Origin of the sequence: Subtercola boreus (genome assembly GCF_006716115.1) — a bacterium.
GTDB lineage: Bacteria > Actinomycetota > Actinomycetes > Actinomycetales > Microbacteriaceae > Subtercola > Subtercola boreus.
In genome coordinates this window covers 3,674,593-3,699,746 of record NZ_VFOO01000001.1, presented here as the reverse complement: position 1 = coordinate 3,699,746, position 25,154 = coordinate 3,674,593, and the positions used below count along the sequence as shown (strand labels likewise).

General features: G+C 69.3%; 15 protein-coding genes. 3 read left to right on the top strand and 12 right to left on the bottom strand.

Annotated features, from left to right (window positions below):
* Positions 1-8 precede the first annotated feature (8 nt).
* From FB464_RS17255 to FB464_RS17245, 3 genes are all read right to left on the bottom strand, one after another.
* Positions 9-2,162 (bottom strand): acyl-CoA dehydrogenase family protein, encoded by a 2,154-nt coding sequence (locus FB464_RS17255; protein ID WP_116415935.1) that lies wholly within the window; start codon positions 2,160-2,162, stop codon positions 9-11.
* Between the two features lie 153 nt (positions 2,163-2,315).
* The gene (gene recQ, locus FB464_RS17250; protein ID WP_425472435.1) at positions 2,316-4,388 is read right to left on the bottom strand and encodes a DNA helicase RecQ; all 2,073 of its coding nucleotides are present in this window, start codon (positions 4,386-4,388) and stop codon (positions 2,316-2,318) included.
* A gap of 111 nt (positions 4,389-4,499) precedes the next feature.
* Entirely contained in the window at positions 4,500-6,653 is a 2,154-nt protein-coding gene (locus FB464_RS17245; protein WP_246093122.1) for a bifunctional metallophosphatase/5'-nucleotidase, read from the bottom strand.
* A 184-nt stretch (positions 6,654-6,837) separates the two neighbouring features.
* Here FB464_RS17245 and FB464_RS17240 point away from each other — a divergent pair, with 184 nt between their 5' ends.
* Both FB464_RS17240 and FB464_RS17235 read left to right on the top strand, forming a co-directional pair.
* On the top strand, positions 6,838-8,130 hold the full coding sequence (locus FB464_RS17240) for an MFS transporter (protein WP_116415936.1): 1,293 nt from the start codon (positions 6,838-6,840) through the stop codon (positions 8,128-8,130).
* A 60-nt stretch (positions 8,131-8,190) separates the two neighbouring features.
* Positions 8,191-8,853, top strand: a complete 663-nt coding sequence (locus FB464_RS17235) for a TMEM175 family protein (protein ID WP_116415937.1) — start codon at positions 8,191-8,193, stop codon at positions 8,851-8,853.
* An 18-nt stretch (positions 8,854-8,871) separates the two neighbouring features.
* Here FB464_RS17235 and FB464_RS17230 read toward each other — a convergent pair whose 3' ends face one another.
* The 8 genes from FB464_RS17230 to FB464_RS17195 form a co-directional block, all read right to left on the bottom strand.
* Entirely contained in the window at positions 8,872-9,264 is a 393-nt protein-coding gene (locus tag FB464_RS17230; protein WP_116415938.1) for an antitoxin HicB, read from the bottom strand.
* 2 nt (positions 9,265-9,266) lie between these two features.
* Positions 9,267-9,470, bottom strand: a complete 204-nt coding sequence (locus FB464_RS20620; protein WP_116415939.1) for a type II toxin-antitoxin system HicA family toxin — start codon at positions 9,468-9,470, stop codon at positions 9,267-9,269.
* 200 nt (positions 9,471-9,670) lie between these two features.
* Positions 9,671-12,076: a DEAD/DEAH box helicase gene (locus tag FB464_RS17220; protein WP_116415940.1), complete on the bottom strand. Its 2,406-nt coding sequence runs from the start codon at positions 12,074-12,076 to the stop codon at positions 9,671-9,673.
* Positions 12,077-12,401: 325 nt separating this feature from the next.
* Positions 12,402-14,417: a YhgE/Pip family protein gene (locus FB464_RS17215; protein WP_116415941.1), complete on the bottom strand. Its 2,016-nt coding sequence runs from the start codon at positions 14,415-14,417 to the stop codon at positions 12,402-12,404.
* Positions 14,414-17,500 carry an MMPL family transporter gene (locus tag FB464_RS19910; protein ID WP_116415942.1) on the bottom strand — a complete coding sequence of 1,029 codons (3,087 nt, stop codon included), beginning with the start codon at positions 17,498-17,500 and terminating at the stop codon, positions 14,414-14,416. Before FB464_RS19910 ends, FB464_RS17215 begins: the two co-directional genes overlap by 4 nt.
* A gap of 11 nt (positions 17,501-17,511) precedes the next feature.
* Positions 17,512-18,105, bottom strand: coding sequence for a TetR/AcrR family transcriptional regulator (locus tag FB464_RS17205; protein ID WP_116415943.1), 594 nt, complete (start codon positions 18,103-18,105; stop codon positions 17,512-17,514).
* Between the two features lie 44 nt (positions 18,106-18,149).
* A complete protein-coding gene (locus FB464_RS17200) occupies positions 18,150-21,479 on the bottom strand; it encodes an efflux RND transporter permease subunit (RefSeq protein WP_116415944.1) in 3,330 nt (1,109 codons plus the stop codon).
* A gap of 65 nt (positions 21,480-21,544) precedes the next feature.
* Positions 21,545-23,620 (bottom strand): MMPL family transporter, encoded by a 2,076-nt coding sequence (locus FB464_RS17195; RefSeq protein WP_116415945.1) that lies wholly within the window; start codon positions 23,618-23,620, stop codon positions 21,545-21,547.
* 72 nt (positions 23,621-23,692) lie between these two features.
* Here FB464_RS17195 and FB464_RS17190 point away from each other — a divergent pair, with 72 nt between their 5' ends.
* Positions 23,693-24,172 carry a MarR family winged helix-turn-helix transcriptional regulator gene (locus tag FB464_RS17190; protein ID WP_246093121.1) on the top strand — a complete coding sequence of 160 codons (480 nt, stop codon included), beginning with the start codon at positions 23,693-23,695 and terminating at the stop codon, positions 24,170-24,172.
* Between the two features lie 129 nt (positions 24,173-24,301).
* Here the strand turns inward: FB464_RS17190 and FB464_RS17185 are convergent, their stop codons facing one another.
* Positions 24,302-25,054, bottom strand: coding sequence for a MerR family transcriptional regulator (locus tag FB464_RS17185; protein ID WP_116415946.1), 753 nt, complete (start codon positions 25,052-25,054; stop codon positions 24,302-24,304).
* Positions 25,055-25,154 lie beyond the last annotated feature (100 nt).

The following is a 25,154-nucleotide window of genomic DNA, read 5'->3' as shown; positions in this document are numbered from 1 at the left end:
GAGCTGCGCTATTTCTTCTGGGCCTTCTCGTCGACCGGGGCGTCGCCGCTCGCGCGGAGGTCACGGTAGTAGTCCCTGGCCTCGGTCTGGCGCGCCGCCTCGGCACCGGAGGCGATCGGGGCGCGCACATGCTCGGGGCCGTAGCCGAAAGCGTCGACGAGGTCGAGAGCGTGCGGGCGGAGCCGCAGGGTGAGGCGCTGGATGTACGCCTCGACGGCCTTCGCCCGGCTCGGCGAGAGCCGACCGTTGATGAGGTACCACGCCGCGTGCTTCTGGATCAGGCCGAGCCCGAACAGGTCGCGCACCCAGGTCAGCACCGTCTTCGTGCCCGGGTCGTCGATCTTCGCGAGAGCATCCGTGAAGGCCTCCCACTGCAGCAGTTCACCGTGCGCCTGCGCGGCATCGATCATCGCGTTCTGGTTCTGGTTGAACAGGTCGGCAGCCTTCTTCTTCGCCCCGGGCTTCTTCGAGCCCGCCGCTGCAGGCCGCAGGTTGCCGGCGATCTCGGCGACCATCGTCTCGACGCGGTCGGTCAGCAGGGCGCGCTGCGAGCGCGCGGAGCGGAGCTGCCCCACCGAGCGGGCGACAGACCCGCGGTCGGAGACGTTCTGGGCGAGCCGACGGAGCCCCGCACCGTTCACGGCGCGGTCGGCGGCCTGTTCGACGGCGTAGCGGGCGAGCACGCCCACGTCGGCCTTCGCGAACTTGCGGCTGTAGTCGGTCAGCAGTCGTTTCGCCACGAGCTGCAGCAGCACGTGGTTGTCGCCCTCGAACGTCGCGTATACGTCGAGGTCGGCCCGGAGGCTGGTGAGGCGGTTCTCGGCGAGGAACCCGGCCCCTCCGCACGCCTCGCGCGCCTCCTGCAGGGTGTCGAGCCCGTGCCAGGTGGAGAGCGGTTTGAGCGCCGCGGCCAGCGTCTCGAGGTCCTGCCGGTCGACGTCGGTGTCATGCGCGCCCGAGAACACGCTGTCGAACTTCGTCAGCAGCACTTCGTGGGCGAAACTCGCGGCATACGTCGTCGCCAGGAGCGGGAAGAGACGGCTCTGGTGCTTCTGGTAGTCGAGCAGCACCTCCTCGTCGGTGTCACTGCCCGCCGTGAACTGGCGGCGCTGGCTGCCGTAGGTGATCGCGATGATGAGGGCGATCTTGGCTGCCGCGGTGGATGCCCCGTCGAGCGAGACCCGGCCCTGCACGAGGGTGCCGAGCATCGTGAAGAAGCGGCGGCCCGGGCTGGTGATCGACGAGGTGTAGGTACCGTCGGCGGCGACGTCGCCGTACCGGTTCAGAAGGTTGAGGCGGGGCACGCGCACGTGGTCGAAGTGCAGTCGGCCGTTGTCGATGCCGTTCAGGCCGCCCTTGAGGCCGTCGTCCTCCCCGCCGACCCCGTCGAGGAACGTGCCGTCGACCGAACGGATCGGAACGTAGAACGCGTGCACGCCATGGTTCACCCCCGCCGTGATGAGCTGGGCGAACACGACCGCTGCGGTGCCGTCGACAGCTGCGTTGCCGAGGTAGTCCTTCCATGCGCCGCGGAACGGCGTGTTCAGCACGAACTCCTCTGTGGCGGCGTCGTAGGTCGCCGTGGTGCCGATGGCGGCGACATCCGAGCCGTGGCCGGTCTCGGTCATCGCGAAGGCACCGGGCACCTCGAGGCTCATGATCGCGGGCAGGAAGGTCTCGTGGTGGTAGGCGGTGCCGAGGTGCAGTACGGCGGCACCGAACAGGCCCCACTGCACGCCTGATTTGATCTGCAGGGACGGGTCGGCGGTCACCAGTTCTTCGAACCCGGCGATGTTGCCGCCGTGGTCGTCTTCACCGCCGAGGTGCTTCGGGAAGGCCTTGTTCACGGCGCCCTCCCCGACCAGCACGTGCAGCTGGCCGAAGACCGTCGTGCGGTGCTCGGCGCGGGTCTGGCCCTCGATGCGCTGCAGCTCCGGCCGGCCGGCGACCCGGCGCGACTCGAGGCGCGCCTCCGACCAGGTGCCGAGCAGGTAGCGGCTCAGCCAGTCGATGTCGATGCGAGGTGCGACGGATGTCGCGGGCGCGACGTTCTTCGAACCCTTCGCGTTCGCGGCATTCTTCGAACCCTTCGCCGGAAGCTCGACCTTCCGGAGCCCCGCCTTCGCGGCAGCGGTGGTGTCAGTAACAGCTGTGGTGACCATGGGTGGCCCTCATCTCTTGGCGTCGGTTCGAAATGCTCGCATTTTCACGATATGAGCCTGCTTGCCGCACGCCAAACAACCAGTGCCAGCCCTACAATCGGCGCGCCTCGCGCCTCGCGGCACCTTGTGGATACCTACAACCCGCGGAAGGTTCTATGAGAGACCTGCCACAACCTCCAGAAGCGCCTCCCCGTACGTGTCGAGCTTCTTCTGGCCGATGCCCGGGATACCGTCGATGTCGCTGAGCGCCGCCGGGCGACGGGTCGCCAGTTCGCGGAGCGTCGCGTCGTGGAAGATCACGTAGGCGGGCACCCCGAGCTCCTTCGCGGTGGCCGAACGCCAGGCCCGCAGCGCCTCGAACAGCGGCACGGCGTCGTCGCTGAGGTCTGCCGTGGCGGCCGCCCTCGCTCCAGACCCGGAACCGGAGCGCTGCGACCGGCTCGCCGTGCGCTCGGGCTCGGTGCGGAACGACACCCGGGTCGCCCCGCTCAGCACGGCCGCGCTCTCGGGCGCGAGCACCAGCGTGCCGAAGCCGTCGTCGTTCACCGCCAGGAGGCCCTTGGCGAGCAGTTGGCGCACCACTCCCCGCCACTGCTGCTCGCTGAGGTCGTCGCCGATGCCCCAGACCGCGAGGTCGTCGTGCCCGTACTGTGTCACCCGCGGGGTCTTCTTCGCCCGGAGGATGTCGATGAGGTGCCCGGCACCGAACTTCTGGTTGCGCTCCCGTTGCAGTCGCACGACCGTCGAGAGCAGTTTCTGGGCGGGCACCGTGCCGTCCCATGCCTCCGGCGGCACGAGGCAGGTGTCGCAGTTGCCGCACGGCGTGCTCGCCTGGCCGAAGTAGCCGAGCAGGTTGACCCGCCGGCAGTCGACCGTCTCGCAGAGTGCGAGCATCGCGTCGAGGTGGGCGGAGAGTTTGCGGCGGTGGGAGACGTCTCCCGGCGACTGGTCGATCATCCGCCGCTGCTGCACCACGTCTTGCAGCCCGTAGGCCAGCCACGCCGTGGACGGTTGCCCGTCACGCCCGGCGCGCCCGGTCTCCTGGTAGTACCCCTCCACCGACTTCGGCAGGTCGATATGCGCGACGAACCGCACGTCGGGCTTGTCGATGCCCATGCCGAACGCGATGGTCGCGACGATCACCACCCCGTCTTCCCGGAGGAAACGCGACTGGGTGCGCGCACGCGTGCCCGCGTCGAGACCGGCGTGGTACGGCAGCGCGTTGACCCCGTTCGAAGCCAGGAACTGCGCGGTCTGCTCGACCGTCTTGCGTGACAACCCGTAGACGATGCCCGCGTCGCCGGCATGCTCCGTGCGGATGAGCGCCAGCAGCTGCTGCCTCACCTCGGCCTTGTTCTCGATGCGGTACCGGATGTTCGGCCGGTCGAAGCTCGCAACGAAGTGCCGGGCGCGGTCCATGCCGAGCCGCTCGGTGATCTCCTTGTGGGTCGCCTCGGTCGCCGTGGCGGTCAACGCCAGGCGTGGGATGTCGGGCCAGCGCTCGTGCAGCTCGGAGAGCCCGAGGTAGTCGGGCCGGAAGTCGTGCCCCCACTGCGACACACAGTGCGCCTCGTCGATCGCGAACAGCGAGATGGTGCCGCGGTCGAGGAAGCGTTTGGTCGCCTCCGACGACAACCGCTCCGGTGCCACGTAGAGGAGGTCGAGCTCGCCCGCGAGGTACGCGGTCTCGACGCGCTCGCGCTCCCGGGCATCCTGCGTCGAGTTCAGGTACGCCGCCTGCAGCCCGACGGCGTTCAGCGCGTCGACCTGGTCTTGCATGAGGGCGATCAGCGGCGAGACGACGACACCCGTACCCTCGCGGAGGAGCGCGGGGATCTGGTAGCAGAGCGACTTGCCACCACCGGTGGGCATCAGCACGACGGCGTCGCCGCCGCCTGCGACGTGGTCGATGACGGCGGCCTGGTCACCGCGGAAGTCGTCGTAGCCGAAGACCCGCTTCAGCACCGCGCGCGCGTCTTCGCCGAGCGCGGGCCGCGCCCGGAGAACCGCCGGGCCCGCCTGCCGCGTTGGCGCGGACCGCGCCGCGGACGCCCCACCGGAGGGCGCGTCGAACGAGAACGAGTCGTAGTCGGGGTAGTCGGGCTCGGGATAGTCGGGCAGCGGCGGCTCGGCGCCCGGGTATTCATCACCGGGAGCCTCCGCCCCGGGGTAGTCCAGGGGCGGCGGTTCAGCCTCGGGGTTGCCGGCGGGAGGTCGCATCGTCATGCACCCAGTTTAGGTTCGGCCTCCGACACGGAAACCGAAAGGGGTGAACCTGTGGAGAGTTCCTTCTCCACAGGCCCACCCCTCGAGAGGACGAGCCGCAGGCTGGGCGGACTACCGCACGACGCGGCGGCGGCGCACGGCGACCGCAGCACCACCGATGAGCAGTGCCAGCACCCCGAGGGCCCCGACACCGATGCTCTCGGCGCCCGGCGCTCCGGTGTTCGCGAGCACCGGAGCGCCCGTGGCCCCCGGCGTCGGAACCGGTGTCTCCGGCGTCGTCGGCGTCACGACAGCCGCCGTGGTCACGGTCAGCAGTGCGGCCGTCGTACCGGTGCCCGGCACCGAGGCCGAGATCACGTCGCCGACCGCAGCGGTGGCGGGAACGGTGAAGGTGACGGATGCCCGCCCCACCTCATCCGTCGTGTCCACCACAGCGGGGTCGATCGCCTGGCTCGCGACGACCTGTCCACCCGAGAGGATGTCGACGGTCGGCGCAGGAGCCTCGCCGCCGCTGAACAGCAGCGAGGAGAGGTTCACGGTGACGGTCTGGCCCGCTGCGACGCCGGCCGCGGCATCCACGCCCGGGCCGAACGAGACGCCGACGGCACGCTGGGCCTCGTCGGGCGACGCCGTCGTGAACTGGGCGAAGTAGTCGACCATCGACTGCAGGTCGATCTTGCCGGAGTCGGCGACATCCGTTCCCTCTGCAAGCGTGCTGAAGTTGTCGCCCCCCGAGGCCAGGAACGAGTTGACGACGACCGTGACGCTCCGGTCGGCGGCCAGCGGCGCACCGTTCAGCGAGAGAGACGTGATGTGCGAACCGGCCGCAGCGGCGGGGTCGTAGGTGTACGCCAGCGACTTCGAGACACCGAGCTTCAGGAACGGCCGGGCCGCCGCGGCGGGCTGCCACTGCTCCTCGAGCACCTGCTTGATCTGGGCGCCCGTGAGGTCGAGTGTCACCAGCGTGTTGGCGAAGGGTTGCACGCTCGCGGCTTCCTTGTAGCTCACAGACCCGGCCTCGTCACCGGACCCGGCATAGGTGAGATCCGCGCGCAGACCCCCCGGGTTCATGAACGCGACCTCAGCGCCGGCCTCCTCGGTCGCCGAAAGCTGCACATCGGCGACGAAGTTGCCGAGCGACGACTCCCCTCCGCGGTTCTCGCTCGCGTCGCTCTGCCTGGCCCGGTTGAAGTCGGCCGTGATGGTACCGGTCTGCACGTTGCCGAGCACATCGGCCTTCGCGACGGCTGCGTCGACGATCGCCTGCACGGCGGGATCGGCCGGGTAGAGCGGCGCGTTCTCTGCGGCCGCATCCGTCAACGGCAGCACCTCCGACGTGATGCTCAGCAGCTGCTTCGAGTCGGGGTCGACCGAGAGGGCGAGGTGGCCGAGGTCCATGCTGTACGAGCCGGTCTGCAGCACCGGGCGGGTGGCGCCGGCGACGCCGGGCACGGGTGCGTCGTAGTCGTAGAGCTGGTGGGTGTGGGCGCTGATGATCGCGCTGACGTTCGAGTCGACACCGCTCACGATCTTGCCGAACACCGAATCCGGCGCAGCGACCTCGGGTGTCGGCGCTCCTTCGTGCACGAGCAGCACGATCACGTCGGCCTCCCCATTGGAGGCGTCACCGTCCTTCAGCTCGTCGGCGACGGTGTTGACACTCGACACGATCGGCCCGACCGTGATCGACGAGATGCCCGCCGGGCTCACGAGCGAGGGAAGCTCCTCGGTCACTGCACCGATGAAACCGACCCGGATGCCCGCGACATCCTTCACGAAGTACTGGTCGTAGGCCGGCTTGCCCGTCGCCTTGTCGAAGACGTTCGCCGCGAGGTACGGGAAGTCGGCAGCCGGGATGACGCGGTCCGTCAGGTCGGCGGCACCCTTGTCGAACTCGTGGTTGCCGACAGACGACACGTCGAGCTTCATGGCGTTGAGCGCGTCGAGCGTCGGCTGGTCGTCCTGGATGAACGAGGTGAACGTCGACGCCCCGATGTTGTCACCGGCGGAGGCGAAGATCGTGTTCGGGTTCTTCGCCCGGAAATCGTCCACAGCTCCGGCCAGCACGGCGGCACCGGCAGTGCTGCCGCTCGCCTCGAGGCGACCGTGGAAGTCGTTGATGTTCACGATGTCGATCTTGACCGGAGCGGAGGCCGCAGACGCGGTACCGGCGGATGCCGCACTCAGGCCGACGGCGAGGGTCACCGACGCTGCCAGCGCGACGATGCGCGGCAGTCGACGGGGAAGGGAGTTTCTCGGGGACACCAGGTCTCCTTCATGGGTTCGTGTTCGGTGCAGCCGCAGACGGCCACGCTGGAAGAGGGCTCTAAGAAACCATACGGTTTGTGTGCCGATTCTCAGACTCCGGATTGGAGCTGTAACGAAATGTTCATATTCGGCAAGCAGTTTCTCGGGAATGGATCCGGCACCCGCCAGCTTGTAGCACCGCATGAGCACTCACACCGGAAGCGTCCGGCTCCCCGTCTCCGCCCCCGCCCGCACTGGCCGGCGGGCCTGGCTGGCCGTCCTCTCGGTCGCGCTCGGCTCGTTCGTGCTGGTGCTCTCGGAGTTCCTGCCGATCGGCCTGCTTCCGGCCATCGCCGCCGACCTCGACGTGAGCATCGGCACCGCGGGCCTCGTCGTCGTCGCGACCGGCCTCGCCGCCGCAGTGAGCGCGCCCGTCGTGACCATCGTCACCTCGAGCCTCGACCGCCGCGTCGTGCTCATCGCCCTGTCGGCCGCGCTGGTGGTCGCGGATGTCGCGGGCGCTCTCGCCCCGAATTTCACCGTTCTGCTCGCCGCCCGTCTGCTGCTCGGCGTGGCCCTCGGCGGATTCTGGGCCATCGGCGCCGCAGTCGCATCCCGACTCGTGCAACCGGGGTCGGTCATCCGCGCCACCTCGTTCATCACCGCCGGCATCTCCGTCGCCACTGTCGTCAGCCTGCCCCTCGGCGCCCTGATCTCCTCCCTCGCCAGTTGGCGGCTCGCCTTCCTGATCGGCGCGGGCCTGGCCCTGGTCGCGCTCCTCGGCCAGCTCCTGCTGCTGCCGGGCATCCCGTCGATTCAGCGTGTGCGCACGTCGACCCTCGTCGCCCTGCTGAAGGTTCCGCGGGCCCGGATCGGGTTGATCGGGGCCGCGTTCGTCTTCTTCGCCCAGTTCGCCGCCTACACCTTCGTCTCCCCCTACCTCGAAGAGCTGGTGAGACTGGATCCCGCCTCGATCACACTGGCCCTGCTCGTGTTCGGTGTCGCGGGCGTCGCCGGCAACTTCATCGCCGGCTTCGCCCTCGACCGCAGCATCACCGCGACCGTCGTCGGAGCGATGGCGATCGCGGCTGTCGCCATCCTGCTGCTGCCGATCGTCGCCGGAAGCGCCGTCGGAGCGTTTGTGCTCCTCGCGCTCTGGGGCATGGTCTGGGGCGGCCTGCCCCTCGCGATGCAGACGTGGGTGATCTCCGCAGCCCCCGCGGCGGCGGAAGGGGGCCTGGCACTGTTCGTCACGACCATCCAGATCTCCATCGCGGCCGGATCGACGGCCGGTGCCGTCGCGGTCAGCACAGGCGGGATCGCCGTCGACTTCTGGCTGGCCGGGGGGATCGCGGCCGTCGGTGCCGTCACCGTCCTGGTGCTCGGGGTTCGCCGGGCATCCGCCGCCTCCGCGTCCGACGCCGGCGAACCGATCACCGTGAAGCCGAACCCGTGCGAAGCCCTCCCGGGTTCATCAACCCTGCAGCCCTGCTGAGCCCGTCGCTCCGGATGCCCGGCGGCACCTCGACGGGCCCGCTCGCGGAATAATGGGCCCATGGTGTTCACCCGCGGCTACGACCGGCTCGTCAACCTGAGCGACGCAGTGATCGCGATCGCCGTGACGCTGCTGATCCTCCCCCTGGTCGACAGGGCGGGCGACATCAGTTCGACGTCGCCCGCCCAGTTCCTCGAGGACAACGTGCAGGGTCTCCTGTTGTTCGGGCTGAGTTTCGTCGTCATAGCCCGGTTCTGGCTGTTGCACCACCAGATCTACCGGGTCATCGAGGGATACACGATCCCGCTCGTCTGGGTGAACTTCGCCTGGCTGCTCTCGATCGTCTTCCTGCCCTTCCCGACGGAGCTCCTCGGCCAGGGCACCACCGTCAGCACCGTGACCGGGGCTCTCTACATCGGCACGATGCTCGTGACCTCGGTGACCGGGTTGGTGCAGCTCGTGATCATCGCGCGAAGACCCGAGATGCAACTCGAGTCGGTGCGGGGCACCCTGCGCCTCACACCCGCTGTCGTCGCCACCTGCGCCATGGCGGCGGCGTTCGCGCTCTCCTTCGCGATCGGGCTCTACTCGCTGTTCCTGCTGCTGCTCTCCGGCTTCGTCGAGGGGCAGATCGCCCGCCACCAGAAGGCCCGCGCGACTGCCGCGCGCGCCTCGGCCTCCGCCTCCCCCTCCCCCGCCAACCACTCGACCTCCGATCACTGAAAGCGGGTGGCCGACACCCTACTGGTGCGCCAGTTGCTGAACGCGCTGGGAGGACAAACCGAGCAACCGGGCCGTGTCCCTCTGACTGAGGCCCGAGGAGGTCAAGAGCTCCCTGACCACCTGGCGGCGCAATGCTGACGAACGCCTCTCGTCGGCAAGCGCCCGGTCATGAAGCGCTGACGCCTCGCCCCAGACCGCAGCGACGCGCTCGGGCAACTCGAGAGTGACAGCGACACTGATGGACTCCTCCTCGATGTCGAGAAGCGCAGAGATGAGACCGGTAGCCATGTCCTCGATCTCGCGCGCATGCCGCGCCTGCGTGACGGCATCGAGCTCAGGCACCGTGATGATCCACCATCGGCCCTCCCGGGCAGCGACAACCGTGAACGCGCGAACCTCCTGCGATGCCATGACTACCTCCACCTTTCGGGCGCTCCCGGCACCCTCTTGAGCACTTGTCTCACGACGCCCGGCGACACGGTTCCGTGCGTCGGTATGGCCAGCGACTCACCGTCGGGTGACTTCCAGACATTGTGACCACCCTTGGTTCTGGCGAGTATCCAACCTTCTGCGGCGAGAACCCTTTCAACCTCGCGTTGCTTCACTTCCTTCACCATTATGCGACGACCAGTAGCACTAGTCCAATTGCACTAGGCGGAGTAGCCGAAATTATTATGTCCACATGTCGAACATACCTCATTTTTTGTGCGACGATCGCAGAACGGGCCCCGGGCGCCCCACCGTGGTGGGAGCATCCGGGGCCCGTTCATGTCACGCCTGCTGTGGCGGTCCGTGCGGAATGGTGCTGCGGTGAGACCTACGCGTGTGCGCTCTGCAGGTCGTCGATGAGGCGGTCGCCGGGGGCGGCCGGAACCATCGTCGCCTCGATGTCGGCGCGCTCGAGGAGCTCGTCCATGCGGCGACGACGCGACTTCGAGATGAGCGTCACGACGGTGCCCTGCTTGCCCGCGCGGCCCGTACGGCCCGAACGGTGCAGGTAGGTCTTGTACTCGTCGGGAGCATCGGCCTGGATGACCAGGTTGATGTCGTCGACGTGGATGCCGCGTGCGGCGACGTCTGTCGCAACGAGCACATTGACCCGGCCGCTGGTGAGCAGCTGGAGGTTCCGCGTGCGACGCGACTGGTTGAGGTCGCCGTGCAGCGACGTGGACGGGATGCCCGCGTCATCCAGCTGGTCGGCGAGCTCCTCGGCGAACGCACGGGTGCGGGCGAAGATCAGCGTCTTGCCCTCACCGGATGCGAGCTGCTCGATGATCGCACGCTTGTCGCGCTGCTCGATGAGCAGCACGCGGTGGTCGATCGTGGAGGAGGCCTGGTCTTCACCGGCGACCTCGTGCACAGCCGGCTCGACGAGGAACTCGTTCACGAGCTGGGCGACACCCTTGTCGAGGGTGGCCGAGAAGAGCAACTTCTGGCTCTTCGGCGCGGTCTGGCGGAGGATCCGCTGGACCGGCTCGAGGAACCCGAGGTCGCACATGTGGTCGGCCTCGTCGAGAACGACGATCTTGACCTGCGAGATGTCGAGGCGGCCCTGTTCGATGAGGTCTTCGAGGCGACCGGGGGTCGCGATGATGATGTCGGTGCCGCGCTGCAGCGCCGAGACCTGCTTGAACTGGGGAACGCCGCCGAAGATCGGCGTCGTGAACAGGCCGACCGAGCGGGCGATGGGCTGCACGGTGCGGTCGATCTGCATCGCGAGCTCACGCGTCGGAGCGAGGATGAGGGCACGCGGCAGGCGGCCGGGCTTCCGGCCCTTGGCTCCGTCGTTCTCCATCAGGCGCTCGACGAGCGGGGCACCGAAGGCGATGGTCTTGCCCGAGCCGGTCTTGCCGCGGCCGAGAACATCCTTGCCGGCGAGAACGTCGGGGATGGTGGCTGCCTGGATCGGGAACGGGCTCGGGGCACCCATCGACGCGAGCTGGCGCTGGATGTTGTCACCGAGGCCGAGGTCGCCGAACGTCTTGTCGACGACGTCGCTGGCGGTGGTCACTTCGGCTTCGAGGCGCTCGAGCACGACGTCGTCGCCGGCTCCGAAGCGGCCCGCGGCTGCGGTTCCGGCTCCGTCGCTGTAGCCGTTGTTCTCGCGCTTCGGGTAGAAGTCGCTGCCACGGGCGGCACGGTCGGTGTTGGAGTCGCGGCGGTCCTCGAACGAGCGCGCGGGGCGGTCGGTGTAGCTGGGGCGCTCCGTGCGGGCCGGGCGGTCGCCGTAGCTCGGACGCTCCGTGCGGGCGCCGCGGTCGGGACGGTCGCCGTACGAGGGACGCTCGGTGCGCTCGGGACGCTCGGTGCGCGCCGGGCGGTCACCGTACGTCGGGCGCTCGGGGCGGCCGGCACGCTCGGTGTAGCTGGGGCGTTCGGTGCGCTCGGGGCGGTCGCCGTAGGAGGGACGGCCGGTGGATGCTCCACGGTCGCCGTAGCTCGGACGCTCGGTGCGAGCACCGCGGTCGGGACGGTCGCCGTACGAGGGGCGCTCGGTGCGAGCCGGGCGGTCACCGTAGCTCGGACGCTCGGTGCGGCCGGCGCCGGAGGCGTTGCGGTCGCCGTAGGACGGACGGCCGGTGGATGCTCCGCGGTCGCCGTAGCTCGGACGTTCGCTGCGCTCGGGGCGGTCCCCGTAGGACGGACGGCCCGTGGATGCTCCACGGTCGCCGTAGGAGGGACGGTCGCTCCGGCCGGCACCCGACGCGTTGCGGTCACCGTACGACGGGCGCTCGGTGCTCCGCGCGGGACGGTCGCCGTACGAGGGACGGTCGCTCCGACCCGCGCCCGACGAGTTGCGGTCACCGTACGAGGAACGGCCGGTGGATGCACCGCGGTCGCCGTAGCTCGGACGCTCGGTGCGAGCACCACGGTCGGGACGGTCACCGTATGAAGGACGGTCGCTCCGGCCGGCTCCGGAGGAGTTACGGTCACCGTAGGACGGGCGGCCCGTCGACGCACCGCGGTCGTTGCGGTCGCCGTAGGAGGGACGCGATCCGCGGTCGCTGTAGTTCGACTCGCGGGTGGGGGTTGCGGCGCGCGGCTCCCAGTTGGGGCGCTCTCCACGGTTCGTGGGGGCGGCTCCGCGAGCGGCACGCTCGTCGGGGCTCCAGCGGGCCTTCTTCGAGGCGCCGGCCGCGGCGGGCTTCTGGCCTCGGTGGCCTGCGCTCTTCGGACCGAACTTGTTACCGCCGGTCGAGGAATTCTTTGAGTAATCGGGCATGGTGCTTTCCGGGTTGTTTCATTTGCATGGCAAAGCGGTCAATACATTTGCGATTGACTTTTGCTGAACCCGGGCAGTCTTTGGCCGGGGCCGTTTCACATACGTGATTGTTCCCGCCCCGCGCCTTCACACCCGTGCACTCGTTCGTGCGGTGTTGTTGCGCTTGTGCACTCTTTGCACGACGCATCCATATTGCGTCGCACCCATCGCACGAAACGAGAAACCGGCCCACCTGACTTACAAACCCATCCGCGCACGACGCGCGGTGTCAAGAGCCGACCTGTATACGTTACACGGTCGGCCCTCGATTGTCACGAACCCCGCGTCAGGTCGCGAGCCCGGGCCGTGAGGCGCCCGGCGCAGCGGCGCCCGCCGGCCCCGCATGCTCCGACTGCCGCGCCACGCGGCGCGGACCGGTCTCGCGCGCTGGCGCCCCCACGAGCAGCCACCCGGTACGCTCCGGCCGGCGTCGCCTGGCGAGCGCGGCTCCTGCGAAGAGCAGGCTGAGCAGCAGCAGGATGCCGAGAACGGCGACGCTTGCCCAGACCGTGCCCGCGGACCCACCGGCCAGGATGCCCTGCATGCCCGAGACGGCATACGCCACCGGGGAGATGCTGCTGATGAACTGGAACGGGCCGGAGAGGATCTCCACCGGGTAGATGCCAGCCGTCGTCGCGATCTGCACCGCGAAGAGGATGAGCGACACGACCGCCCCGACCCGGCCGAACGCCGACCGCAGGAACTGGTGGAACGCCGTGAAGGCGAGCGCGACCAGCAACGCGAATCCGAGCAGCGCGGGCAGCGACGACCAGGGCGTGTTGAGACTGAACTGCAGGTAGGCCACCACGACCAGCGCCTGGATCGCCGCGAAGAGGGAGGCCCGGCCGAAGATGCGCAGCACGAGCCGGCCCGTCGAGGCCGAACTCGCCAGCAGCGACGTCCGGATCGGGCGGAGCAGCAGGAAGATCGCGAGAGCCCCGATCCAGAGCCCGGCGGGAACGATGAGGATCGCGATGACACTGCCGATCCCCCCGGCGCTGTTCAGCGTCGTCACGTTCACCGCGATCGGGTCGGCGGCGACCTTGGCGGAGGCAGCCGGATCCGTTGCGGAACTCTTGGTCAGCGCATCCGCGCCCGTCTGGAGCCCCGAGGCGAGCGTGGTGGCACCGGTGGCGAGCTGGCCCGCACCCGCGGCGGACTGCTGCGCTCCGGTGGCGAGCTGCGCGACACCGTCGGACAGCTGAGACGCACCGTCCCGCAGCTGGCCGGAGCCGGAGGAGAGTTGGGAGGCGCCGGAGGAGAGCTCTGAGATGCCGCCCTGGAGGGCATCCAGACCCGACGACGTCTGCGACGAAAGGGTCGAACCGCCCGCCGCGGCCTGGTTGAGCCCACCGGAGAGCTGGGCGTAGGTTCCGAGCAGCTGCTGCTTCTGGGCGTCCGGGATGTTCGGGTTCGAGTTCACCGCGGCGACGATGCCCGACTGCAGCGAGCTGAACCCACCCGCGAGGGTCGAGATGCCGCCCGTGTAGGTGCTGACGCCGTCGGAGAGCTGCGAGAGGTTGCCGGCCTGGGCGTCGAGCGTCTGCACGCCGTCTGCCAGGGAGTCGACGCCGCCGGTGTACTGGCTGATGCCCGAGCTGAGTGTGGCGGCTCCGGATGCTGCACCCGACGCTCCCGTGGCGAGCTGGTTGAGCCCGTCGGTGAGGGTCGAAGCTCCCGTGCCGAGCTGTGTGGCACCGTTCGCAGCCGTGCTCAGCTGCGTGCCGACCGTTCCGAGCCCGGAGTAGACCCCGGTCAGCACCTGGGCCGTGATTGTCTGGCCGAAACCCGCCTTCAGCGCGGTGCCGACGGTGCTGGCGACCACACCGGCGAGGTAGCCGTGCGAGTCGTCGGTCTGGATGTCGATCGAACCCTGTGCGGGAGCGGGCGTGCCGAGCGTGTTGATCTGGGCGGAGAAGTTCTCGGGGATCGTCAGCACGGCGTAGTAGGTGCCGTCGGCGAGGCCCTTGGCGGCATCTTCGCTGTTGGTGACGTTCCAGTCGAAGCCGGTCTGGCCGGGGCCGGTGAGCTCGGTGACCAGTCCGCGACCGGCGTAGACGGTGGACTGCGTGCCGTCGGCCGCGGTCGTGGTGAGCAGCTTGTCGTTGTTGACGACAGCCGCCGGCACCTTGTCCAGGTTGTCGGAGACGTTCGAGAACGCCCCGGAGAAGAGCGCATTGGCCGCCAGCGGGACGACGATCACGGCGACCGCAGCCACGGCGAACCACCATCTGCTGCGGCGTCGGTGGGATCTCACGGGGGCGGCCTCTGCGGCGGGGGCGGCAGTGTTCTGGATGCTCATCGGAGGATCCCTTCATGACGGGCGGGAGCGGAGAGTTCGAGGGTGACCAGCGGCCGGGCGGAAGCGGGTGCGGATGTGGATGCGGATGCGGAGTCCGCGGCGGTCTGCCCCGCGGCCTCGAACACCGGCACCGCGGGAAGGCCGAGCACGAGCGTCATCCCGGCGGGCACAAGGTCGGCCAGGGCATCCACGAAGCGTTGAGGATCCGCCAGCGGCGACCCCGAGTCGCCCGTGTCGAGCACCATCACCGCACCGCCGTCGGCGAGCCCCAGGGCGGTGAGCACCAGTGCTGTCGCGAGCGGTGTGAGCGAGCCGAGGGCGGTGTCGGCCGAGACCGGCGCCTCGCCGGGGAACCGCGAGAGCACCCGGCCGATGCCGGCGACCCGATCGTCGATCTCCGCCGCCGACGCGCCGCGCCGGAACACCGGCCGGGCGTAGCGGAGGCGCTCACGGAGGGCCGAGCCGACAGAGGTCGAGACATCCGTCCGCGCGGAGGCGAGGTCTACCAGGGTGACGCATCGGCTGAGGGGACCGGCCTCGGAAGGCACCGTGAGCCCGAGCACCTGCAGCTCGCCCGACTCGGGGTGGAGGCGCCCCGCCAGGGTTGCGCCGACCAGGCGACGCGACGTGGTGTCGCCCGCGATCACCAGGATCGAACCCTCGGCGAGCGACAGGTCGAGCGTGTTCTCGACTCCCCCGATGCGGAGGTCTTCGGCCGTGATGACGTCATCCGTGTGACCGGAGGCCCAGGCCGCACTCGTGATGTGTTCGCGGAGACCCTCGCCCTCGACATCCACATTCGGCAGGATGCGCGACAGTCCGCGCGGCAGCTTCCACGCGGCGGCGCCGAGCAGCGTCATCACGGCGGGCACCAGCGTCATCCGGACGAGGAACGCGTCGACGAAGACACCGACAGCGAGCGCGAGCGCGATCTGCTTGATCGCCCCGGTGCCTTCGGGCACGAAGGCGAAGAACACGAAGAACATGATGAGGGCCGCGGCCGTGACCACGCGTGCGCCCTGCACGAAGCCGACGCGGATGGCCCGGCGGGCGTCTTTCGTCTTCACGAACTCCTCACGCATCCCCGACACGAGGAACACCTCGTAGTCCATGGCGAGCCCGAACAGGATGGCCATCAGCAGGATCGGCAGGAAGCTGATGAGCGGCCCGGTCGTCGCGATGTTCAGCAGGTCGGCCCCCCAGCCCCACTGGAAGACGGCGACCGTCACCCCGAAGCTGGCTCCGACGGAGAAGAGGAAGCCGACGGCCGCCTTGATCGGCACCGCGATCGACCGGAAGACCATGGCCAGCAGCACGATCGAGAGCCCGACGACGAGGATGCCGAACGGCAGCAGCGCGGCGGTGAGCAGGTCGGAGATGTCGACAGCGACGGCGGTCTGGCCCGTGACGGCGATCGGCGTGCCGAGGTCGGCCGTGACCTTGTCGTTCAGCGCCCGCAGATCGTGCACGAGCGTCTTGGTCTCGGGCGAGTCGGGTGCGGTCGTCGGAATGACCTGGAAGATCGCGGTGTCGACGGTGGGGTCGGGAATGCCCTGGCCGACCACCGCGACCCCGGGAACGGTGCGCAGCTCGTCGCCGATCTTGGTGAGCACGCCCTGGATGTCGGTGGACTGCGTGATGTCGGCGACGACGATCAGCGGTCCGTTGAACCCGGGGCCGAAGCCCTCGGCGAGCAGGTCGTAGGCCTGCCGATTCGTCGTGTCGGCGGGCTGCTGGCCGGAGGTCGGCAGGTTCAGGTCGAGGCTGAACGCCGGGATGGCGGCGACGCCGACCAGCCCGCACACCGCGATGATGAAGACGATCGGCGCCTTCATGACGAGGCCCACCCAGCGGGCACCCATCGATCGCGAGACCGGCTTCGTACCGGACTTCGCGCGGGCGGCATGAGCTCCGGCGTGCACGGGAGAGTTGCCGTCGACCACGTCGACCTCCGGTGCCGCGTGCGCGTGCGGGTGGGCATCCGAAGCAGCCGCACCCAGTCCTGCGATCGTGACCGGCTCGTCGTGCACCAGCGCCGCCAGCGCCCGGCGCTCGACCCGCGAGCCGTGCTTCGGCCGCAACCGGTTCTTCGCCAGCCCCATGATGGCCGGCAGCAGCGTCGCCGCGATGCAGACCGAGATGAAGACGGCGAACGCCGCAGCGACGCCCATGACACTCAGGAACGGGATGCCGACGACCAGGAGCCCCAGGAGGGCGATGATCACGGTCGTGCCCGCGAAGACCACGGCACTGCCGGCGGTGGCCACGGCCTGCGCGGCCGATTCCTCGGGATCCTGTCCCTGGGCGAGCTGGGTCCGGTGGCGCGAGAGGATGAACAGCGCGTAGTCGATGCCGACCGCGAGGCCGATCATCACAGCCAGCAGCGGGGCGGTGCTCGAGATGGCCGCAAAGGCGGTCGAGGCGGTGACGGCGCCGATCGAGATGCCGACACCGATGATCGCGGAGAGGAGCGGCAGCCCGGCGGCGAGCAGTGAGCCGAAGGTGATGAAGAGCACGACGGCGGCGAACAGCACGCCGAGCCCCTCCGACGGCGAGATGCCGACGGTGTTGTCCTGGAAGACCTGGCCGCCGAACTCGACCCGGATGCCCGCTTCGGCTGCCAGGTCGCGCGTGGCCTGTACAGCATCCGTCGTCGAAGCCGGGATGTCGATCGTCGGTCCGTCGAACGACACCGAGGCGTAGGCGATGGTCTTGTCGGCGGAGATCGCGTTCGTCGCGTACTCGGAGTAGGGGGTGACCACCGAACTGACGTGCGGGATCTTGGCGAGCGCATCCGTCACAGCGGTGATCGCCGCCTGGTCGGCGGCGTCGGTGACCGTCTGGCCCTCCGGCACCTGGAATACGACCTGCGCACTCGATCCGGCAACCGCGGGGAACACGGCGTCGAGCTTGTCGAGCGTCTGCTGCGATTCGGTTCCCGGGATGCTGAAGCCTTCGTCGTAGCTGCCGCCGAGGGCGAACCCGCCACCGAGGATGGCCGCGAGGAGCAGGAACCAGGCCACGATGACCTGCCAGGGGTGACGGAACGAGAACCGGCCGATGCGGTAGAGAAGAGTTGCCATGGTGCGGGCTCCTAGAGCGTGACGGCCGGGGCGGCGAAGGGGACGAGAAGTTCGGTGACCACGGCGATGAGAGCCGAGCGGGCCTCTTCGATGGGCGCCTGGTCGGTCGCCTGCATCGCAACGCCGGTCGCGACCACGTAGGCGGCGCCGGACAGCGCGATACCGAGCCGGATCCGCTGTTCGGGAGTCGCCAGCTCGTTCACGAACGAGTCGCTCAACCGGCGGAGGAAGTCGGTGGCACGGTCGATGATCGGGATGCCCGCGAGCGACTGGCCCTGGTTGATGATGATGTGCGCCTCGAGGCCGTAGACCAGGAGGAAGTCGATGAAGTCCTCGACGAAGGTGCCGCGCAGGTCGGCGTCGGCGATCCGGCCGATCGAGCCCTGGAAGAGACTGTCGAGCCTCACGACGGCCGGAGTGAGGGCCTCCTCGAGCAGGGCCTCCTTCGACGCGAAGTGGTAGAGCACACTCGATTTCGAGTACCCCGCGGCATCCGCGATCTGCTGCAGCGACGCACCCGCGTAGCTCGTCTCGACGAACAGGCGGAGGGCGACGGCCTTCAGCTCTTCGGACGGGTCGGGACGGGGCGACGGATGAAGCGGCATGATTCGAGCGTACCTGACCGCTCGGTCAGCTTCTGTACGATCGGTCAGACCTGCGGGGTGCTCACAGGCTCGGCGCCCGAAGCTGTGAGTGCTCGAGTCCCGGCGCGTTCGCCGTGCCGGTCGGCGAACCGCTGCTCCCGGCGGTGGCGTCGACGTTCGAGTCGGCCCATCACGAGGTTGTAGAGCACCGGCAGCACGATCAGCGTGAGGATCGTCGACGAGACCAGCCCGCCGATCACCACGATCGCCAGCGGCTGCGAGATGAAGCCGCCGTGGCCGGTCAGGCCGATCGCCATCGGCAGCAGCGCGAAGATCGTCGCGAGGGCCGTCATCAGGATGGGCCGGAGCCTCCGCACCGCGCCCTGGATGAGGGCCTCGCGAACGGGCAGACCCCTCTCCCTGTACTGGTTCACGAGATCCACGAGCACGATGGCGTTCGTCACCACGATGCCGATCAGCATCAGCACGCCGATGATCGAGGGCACACCGAGCGGGATGCCCGAGATGACCTGCAGCGCGATGGCCCCGGTCGCGGCGAAGGGCACCGACACCAGCAGCAGGATGGGCTGCAGCAGGCTCTTGAATGTGGCGACCATGACCACGTACACGATCAGGATCGCCACGAGCAGCGCGATCCCGAGCTGGCCGAAGGCGTCGCTCTGGTCGGAGGTCGCTCCGCCGAGTTCGGCGGTCGCTCCGGCGGGCAGCTGCACGGCATCCACTGCCTTCTGCACTTCGGCGCTGGCCGAGCCGAGGTTGTCACTGGATGGCGTCGCGGTGACGGTCGCCGTGCGGAGACCCCGCGACGTGGTGATGGTGTCGGGGCCGTTCACTTCGGAGACGGTTGCGAGGGAGTCGAGTCGCACGGCCCCGGCCGCGGTCGGCACCTGCAGCGCCGCGAGTTCAGCCTGCGTGGTCGGCGTGCTGTCGCTCGCGATGTAGATCGTGTACTGGGTGCTGTCGATGACGACGGATCCGACCGTCTGCGGCTGCATCGCGTTCGCGACGAGCGACCCGACGGCGACCTCGCTGAGGCCCGCCTCCACGGCCTTGGTGCGGTCGACCGCCACGGCGATGTACGGCCGGGTCGCGGCCAGGTTCGAAGCGCTCTGGGTGATGCCGTCGAGGTCCTTCACCGAGGCGAGAACGGCGTCGGCCGCGGTCTGCAGGTCGGTCTGGTTGGTGGCCGAGATGTCGACGGTGATGTCGGAGGAGCCGCCGAAGCCTGCCGAGGCCGACACCGAGATGTCGCCGGCGTCGGGAATGGCGGCGAGGTCGGTGCGCACGGTGTTCTGCAGGTCGTCCTGGTTCACCGCGTCGTCGGTGGTGATGGAGTAGGTGATGGCGTTGCCGCCGCCGCCCACGAACGCGTCGCGGAGGCTCGAGCCGCTCGAACCGATCGAGGCCTGCACGGTCTGGATGCCCGTGATGCCCCGAAGCGCCGCCTCGACCTTCTGCGCCGACGCGTCCTGCACGTCGAGGCTCGCGCCGACCGGCACGGTCTGGGTGACGGTGAGCGTGTTCTGCCCGCTCGACCCGAGGAAGTTCGTCTTCATGAACGGCACGAGCGCGATGGTGCCGCCGAGTACGAGCACAGCGATGATCAGGGTGACGAACGAGTGCTTGAGCGTCCAGGTGATGATCGGGAGGTAGCGGCGCTGCAGGGCGCCGGGCGCCTCGTCCTCGATGACGGCCTGCTGGCGGCGGGCGCGGCGGCCGGGCAGCGCGGCGGTGGCCACGGCGAGGCTGTCCCGCACGGGACGCCCGGCGACGGTGTCGCCGGCGCCGGGCGCATCCGGATCCCCGGCGGCTGCCGGCGTGGCGTGGGCTGCCGCCGCCTTCTTCCGCGCGTCCCGGCTCACCCGGTGCGAACTGCCGAGGAACCAGTACGCGAGCACCGGCACGATCGTCAGCGCCACGAACAGCGACGCGAGCAGCGCGATCGTCACGGTCAGCGCGAACGGCCGGAACAGCTCGCCCGTCGTGCCCTGCACGAACGAGATCGGCAGGAACACGGCGACCGTCGTGATCGTCGACGCCGTGATGGCCGTGGCGACCTCGCGCACCGCTTCGATGATGACCGCCGACCGGGTCGCGCCGTCGATCGGCCCCGACACCTCGGCCTGGCCCAGGTGCCGCTTGATGTTCTCGATGACGACGATTGAGTCGTCGACCACCCGCCCGATCGCGATCGTCAGCGCACCGAGGGTCAGGATGTTCAGCGAGTAGTTCGCTGTCTGCAACCCGATGAACGTGATGAGCACCGAGGTCGGGATCGAGATCGCCGTGACGATCGTCGACCGCACCGACATCAGGAAGATCAGGATGATCACGACGGCGAAGAACAGACCGAGCAGGCCCTCTGTGGCGAGCGACTCGATCGACTGCTGGATGAACGGGGCCTGGTCGAACACGACGGTGAAGGTCGCCCCGGGCAGGGCCGACTGCAGCTCGGGGATGACGTCCTGCACGCCCTTCGACACGTCGACTGTGTTCGCGGCGGGCAGCTTCGTCACGGCGATGGTGAGCGCGGGCTCGCCGTTCACCCGGGAGATGGATGTCACGGGGTTGTCCACCAGCGCGACGGTCGCCACATCGCCGATCGTGTACACGCCTCCGCCCGGCTTGGCGGCCGGGAGCGGCAGGGCGGCGATGTCGTCGGTCGACGCCAGCTTCGAGCCGGCCTGCACCGAGAGGGTGGTTCCGTTCTCGGTGAGGGATCCCGCCGGCACCAGGGCGCCGTTGGACGCGACCGCCGTCTTGAGCACGGTGGTGCTGAGCCCCGCCGCTGCAAGCTTCCCGCTGTCGGGCGTGATCGTGACGCGCTGCCCCGGGTCGCCGACGAGCTGCGCCGCGCGCACCCCCGTCACCTGCTCGATGTCGGTTAGCGTGGAGGCCCGGATCGATGCCGCGAGCGCCTTCGTGTCCCCGCCCGCACCCGGCGTCACGGCGATCTGGATGACCGGCAGGTCACCGATGCTGCCGCTCAGCACCTGCGGGTCGACGGCATCCGGAAGTGTCGACTTCACCCGGTTGATCGCCTGGGAGATCTTCTGCTCGGCGTTCGCGAGGTTCGTGCCGTAGACGAACGTCGCGTTGACGATCGACAGATTGGTGCTGGATGTCGCGGAGGTGGTGTCGATGCCCTCGACACCCTGCACGGCCTGCTCGATCGGCGTCGAGACGTCGTCATTGACGACCTCGGGCGACGCGCCGGGATAGTTCGTGAGGATGACCAGCTGCGGGAAGTCGATCGATGGGATCAACTCCTGCTTCAGGCTGGTGAGGGCCAGACCACCGAAGACGGCCGCCACGATCGTCACGAGGGCGATCAGGGCACGGTTCTTCATGCTCAGCACGGCGAGGAGATGCATGGCTACAGTGTCGCACTTCTACGGAGCGTCGAAGTCGCGGGTAGCCCCCTTGACGGCGCCATCGATCAGGCGAGCTCTCTGGCCGGCAGGGCCAGCACCTTCGCCGGGTGGGAGGGCAGCCAGAATCGGTCACCGGTCACGAAGACGAGCGCCGGCACGAGAACCGTGCGCACGAGCAGGGTGTCGAGCAACACGCCGATGCCGACGATCACGCCGATCTGCGTGAGCGCGATGATCGGCAGCACGCTCAGCACCGCGAAGACGGCGGCGAGCAGGATGCCCGCGCTGGTGATCACGCCGCCGGTCGCCGACAGCGCATGGATCATCCCGGGTCTCGTGCCGAGGCGACCAGCCTCCTCCCTGGCCCGCGTGACGAGGAAGATGTTGTAGTCGACACCGAGCGCCACTAGGAACAGGAAGCTGAACAGCACAACGTTCGTGTCGAAGGCGGGGATGTCGAAGACGGTCTTGAAGACCAGGTTCGCCGCCCCGAGGCTCGCGAAGTAGCTCGCGACGACGGTGACGATCAGCAGCAGCGGCGCCACGAGGGCCCGCAGCAGCACGAGCAGCACCACGAAGACGATGGCGAGGATGATCGGGATGATCAGCGCCTCGTCGTGGGCGGAAGCGGTCTTCTCGTCGAGCGCCGTCGCATCCGTGCCGCCGACAAGCGCGGCGCTGGCACCGTCGCCGGCTCCGGCGTAGGCGGCCCGCAGGTCCTGGATCGTCTGGAAGGCGGCGTCGGACTGCGGCTCGGCCGCGAGCGTCAGGCTGAGCTGGGTGATGGATCCGGCAGCCGCACCCACGCTGACCGCGTCGACCCCGGGCGTCTCCGTCGCGATTGCTTCGGCGCTCTGCAGGGCATCCGTCGGCGTGATCACGATCGTCTGCGCACTCTGGCCCGCGGGGAACGCCTCGTCGATGACTGCCTGGCCCTGGGCCGACTCGGGGTTGCCGCGGAACTGCTGCACCTGCGAGAGCCCGACACTGAGGTTGAGGGCGCCGAGGGCGAGCGCGCCGAGCACCACCACGCTGCCGATCACCACCACGACCGGCCGCCTCGAGACGCCGTGGCCGAGCTTCGACCAGAAGCCGTGCTCAGTCGGCGACTCGGAGCCGAAGGTCGGCACGAACGGCCAGAACAGCCCTCGCCCGAAGATGACGAGCGCCGCCGGCAGCACCAGCAGGGCGAAGATCATCGCCGTGACGATGCCGATCGCGCAGGCGAACCCGAGCGCCCGGTTGCCGGAGAGCTCGGCGAACAGGAGCGTCAGCAGACTGAGCGTCACGGTGCTGCCGCTGGCCAGCACCGCCGGCCCCGCACCGCGGAGCGCCTGGGACATCGCCGCCCGCCGGTTCTCGTGCCGTCGCAACTCCTCCCGGTAGCGCGCGATCAGCAGAAGGGCGTAGTTCGTGCCCGCGCCGAAGACCAGCACCGAGAGGATGCCCGAGATCGAGGCGTCGATGGTGAAGCCGAACACGTTCGCCAGCTGCTTCACGAGGATGCCTGCCAGTCCGTCGGCGAGCCCGATGACGGCCAGCGGAACCAGCCAGAGCCACGGGCTCCGGTAGGTGATCAGCAGCAGCACGGCCACCACGATCACCGTCACGAGCAGCAGCCGGAAGTCGGCACCCTGGAACGCGGCGGCCACATCGGCCTGGAACCCCTCGGGCCCGGTCACGAAGGCGTTCAGCCCCTCGGGCAGATCGGACTTCGCTGTGGCCCTGAGGTCTGCGACCCGCTCACCCTGGGCGTCGCTGTCGGTCGCGGCGGGCAGCGGGAGCGGCAGCAGAGCGGCGGTGCCGTCGTCGGAGAACTGCGCCGGAGGCAGCTGGCCGCCGAGCGACTCGGGTGCGAGGGCCGCTCCGCGGGCTGCGATCGCGGTCTTGTCGGCCTCGGTGAGGGCCGCACCGCCGCGATCGAACACGACCAGGGCGAACCCGGCGTCGGAGTTCGGAAGCTGCTTCTGAAGTTCGGCGACCTGGGCCGACTGGGTGCTCGCGGGAAGCCCGGCGGTCGGTGCGACGGTGCCGGTGCTCGCCGGTGCGGTGGCGAACAGGATGCCCGCAGCGACGATCGCGAGCGCGAACACGATCCACGCGGTGAACTTGCCGCTGACGAAATCGGTGAGGTGGCGCATCCGGAGATCCCGTTTCTCTTACTTGCCTGATTGTTAAGCTACTTGACAATAACAGAGGATAGGATGATCTGCATGACGGCCTCGGATGCACCCTTCCCGGGCATGCAGCAGGCGAGCCTGAGCTTCCGCGAGCTGCTGAATCTCACGGCGGACTTCGAGCGCGTGCTGGCCGCGCACCTCTCCATCAACAGCACCGACCTCGGCGCCATGGAGCACCTGATCCAGTCCGGCCCGCTCAGCCCCACCGAGCTCGCCCACCGGCTCGGCATCACCACCGCCGCCACCACGCTCGTGATCGACCGGCTCGAGAAGGCCGGCCACGCCTCGCGCGAGGCGCACCCGAGCGACCGCCGGAGCGTACGCGTCGTTCCGGCCGAGGCATCCGTCGCCCGCACCTTCACGGCGCTCCGCCCGCTCATCTTCGGCGTGGATGCCGTGCTCGACGACTTCGCCCCGTCGGAGCGTGCCGCGATCGAGCTGTACCTTGCCCGCGTGGCCGAGGTCTACCGCCGCGTCATCGCGGACGCACCTCCGCCGCCGCCCGCCCCCTGACCCCTGGCCCCGCCGGATTCGAGCCGGTTCTGTTCAGACGGACGAACCTCAGCCGGCACGGGCCTCCCTGGAGCGCCGTGTCAGCTGACGTTCGTCCGTCGCGAAAGGACGGATGCCCGGCCTGGCCGGTCAGGCGGGCAGTGTGGCCGCGAACGCGCGCAGCGCATCGCGCACGAAGGCGGCCGTGCCCGGGCCGTGGCGGTCGTACGTGCGGCCGAAGCGGTCGTCGGCCACGTACAGGTCACCCAGCCCGACGAGGTACTCCGCCGAGACGGAGCCCGTCGCCTCGGCCAACCAGGCGACGTGGCACCGCGCCAGAGCTTGCGCCTCGGGGCCTGTGGGTTCGGCTCCGGCCAGGTTCAGCGCCCCGAACGCCGCCGCCGTCGCGCGGCCCTCGGCCTGGAATTCGCGCTGCCGGTCATCCGTCAACCCTCGCCACCACGAGTCGGAGGCGGCGCACGCGGAACCGCCCCAGCGCTCCGTCACCTCGGGCTCGTACTGCGCGTGGTCGAATCCGTCGAACATCGTCTCTGCCATGAGAGGGGTTCCTTTCTGAAGGGCGTCTAGTGTGGCCTCGACCGCAGTGATCTGGCGCGCGATCCGTTGCTGCTCGAGCCGGAGGCCGTCGAGGTGCGCGTCGAGCGCCGACATCGGATCGGTCTGGTTCGCGAGAACCTCGGCGACAGCGGGCAGGCCCAGACCCAGTCGACGCAGCATCAGGATGCGCTGCAGCCGAACGAGAGCCGTCTGGTCGTAGTAGCGGTAACCGTTCGCGCCGATTCGGCTGGGCGCGAGCAGCCCCAGGTCGCCGTAGTGCCGGAGCGTGCGGCTCGTCGTTCCGGCGAGCGCCGCGATCTGCTGGATCGGCCATTCCCGTGTCATGTCGGCCTCCTGGGCTCCGGTCGGGGCGACCCTCGTGGCCGCCTACTCACCCCACGGTAGAGGTTGACGCAGCGTCAGAGTCAAGCGCGCTTCGCCGCGC

Coding starts and splice junctions, on each gene's coding strand:
- FB464_RS17195 (WP_116415945.1), bottom strand. CDS start 23,620: ATGCGCCACCTCACCGATTTCGTCAGCGGCAAGTTCACCGCGTGGATC.
- FB464_RS17235 (WP_116415937.1), top strand. CDS start 8,191: ATGGTGTTCACCCGCGGCTACGACCGGCTCGTCAACCTGAGCGACGCA.
- FB464_RS17230 (WP_116415938.1), bottom strand. CDS start 9,264: ATGGCATCGCAGGAGGTTCGCGCGTTCACGGTTGTCGCTGCCCGGGAG.
- FB464_RS17240 (WP_116415936.1), top strand. CDS start 6,838: ATGAGCACTCACACCGGAAGCGTCCGGCTCCCCGTCTCCGCCCCCGCC.
- FB464_RS17215 (WP_116415941.1), bottom strand. CDS start 14,417: ATGAGCATCCAGAACACTGCCGCCCCCGCCGCAGAGGCCGCCCCCGTG.
- FB464_RS17205 (WP_116415943.1), bottom strand. CDS start 18,105: ATGCCGCTTCATCCGTCGCCCCGTCCCGACCCGTCCGAAGAGCTGAAG.
- FB464_RS17200 (WP_116415944.1), bottom strand. CDS start 21,479: ATGCATCTCCTCGCCGTGCTGAGCATGAAGAACCGTGCCCTGATCGCC.
- FB464_RS17255 (WP_116415935.1), bottom strand. CDS start 2,162: ATGGTCACCACAGCTGTTACTGACACCACCGCTGCCGCGAAGGCGGGG.
- FB464_RS17185 (WP_116415946.1), bottom strand. CDS start 25,054: ATGACACGGGAATGGCCGATCCAGCAGATCGCGGCGCTCGCCGGAACG.
- recQ (WP_425472435.1), bottom strand. CDS start 4,388: ATGACGATGCGACCTCCCGCCGGCAACCCCGAGGCTGAACCGCCGCCC.
- FB464_RS20620 (WP_116415939.1), bottom strand. CDS start 9,470: ATGGTGAAGGAAGTGAAGCAACGCGAGGTTGAAAGGGTTCTCGCCGCA.
- FB464_RS17190 (WP_246093121.1), top strand. CDS start 23,693: ATGACGGCCTCGGATGCACCCTTCCCGGGCATGCAGCAGGCGAGCCTG.
- FB464_RS19910 (WP_116415942.1), bottom strand. CDS start 17,500: ATGGCAACTCTTCTCTACCGCATCGGCCGGTTCTCGTTCCGTCACCCC.
- FB464_RS17220 (WP_116415940.1), bottom strand. CDS start 12,076: ATGCCCGATTACTCAAAGAATTCCTCGACCGGCGGTAACAAGTTCGGT.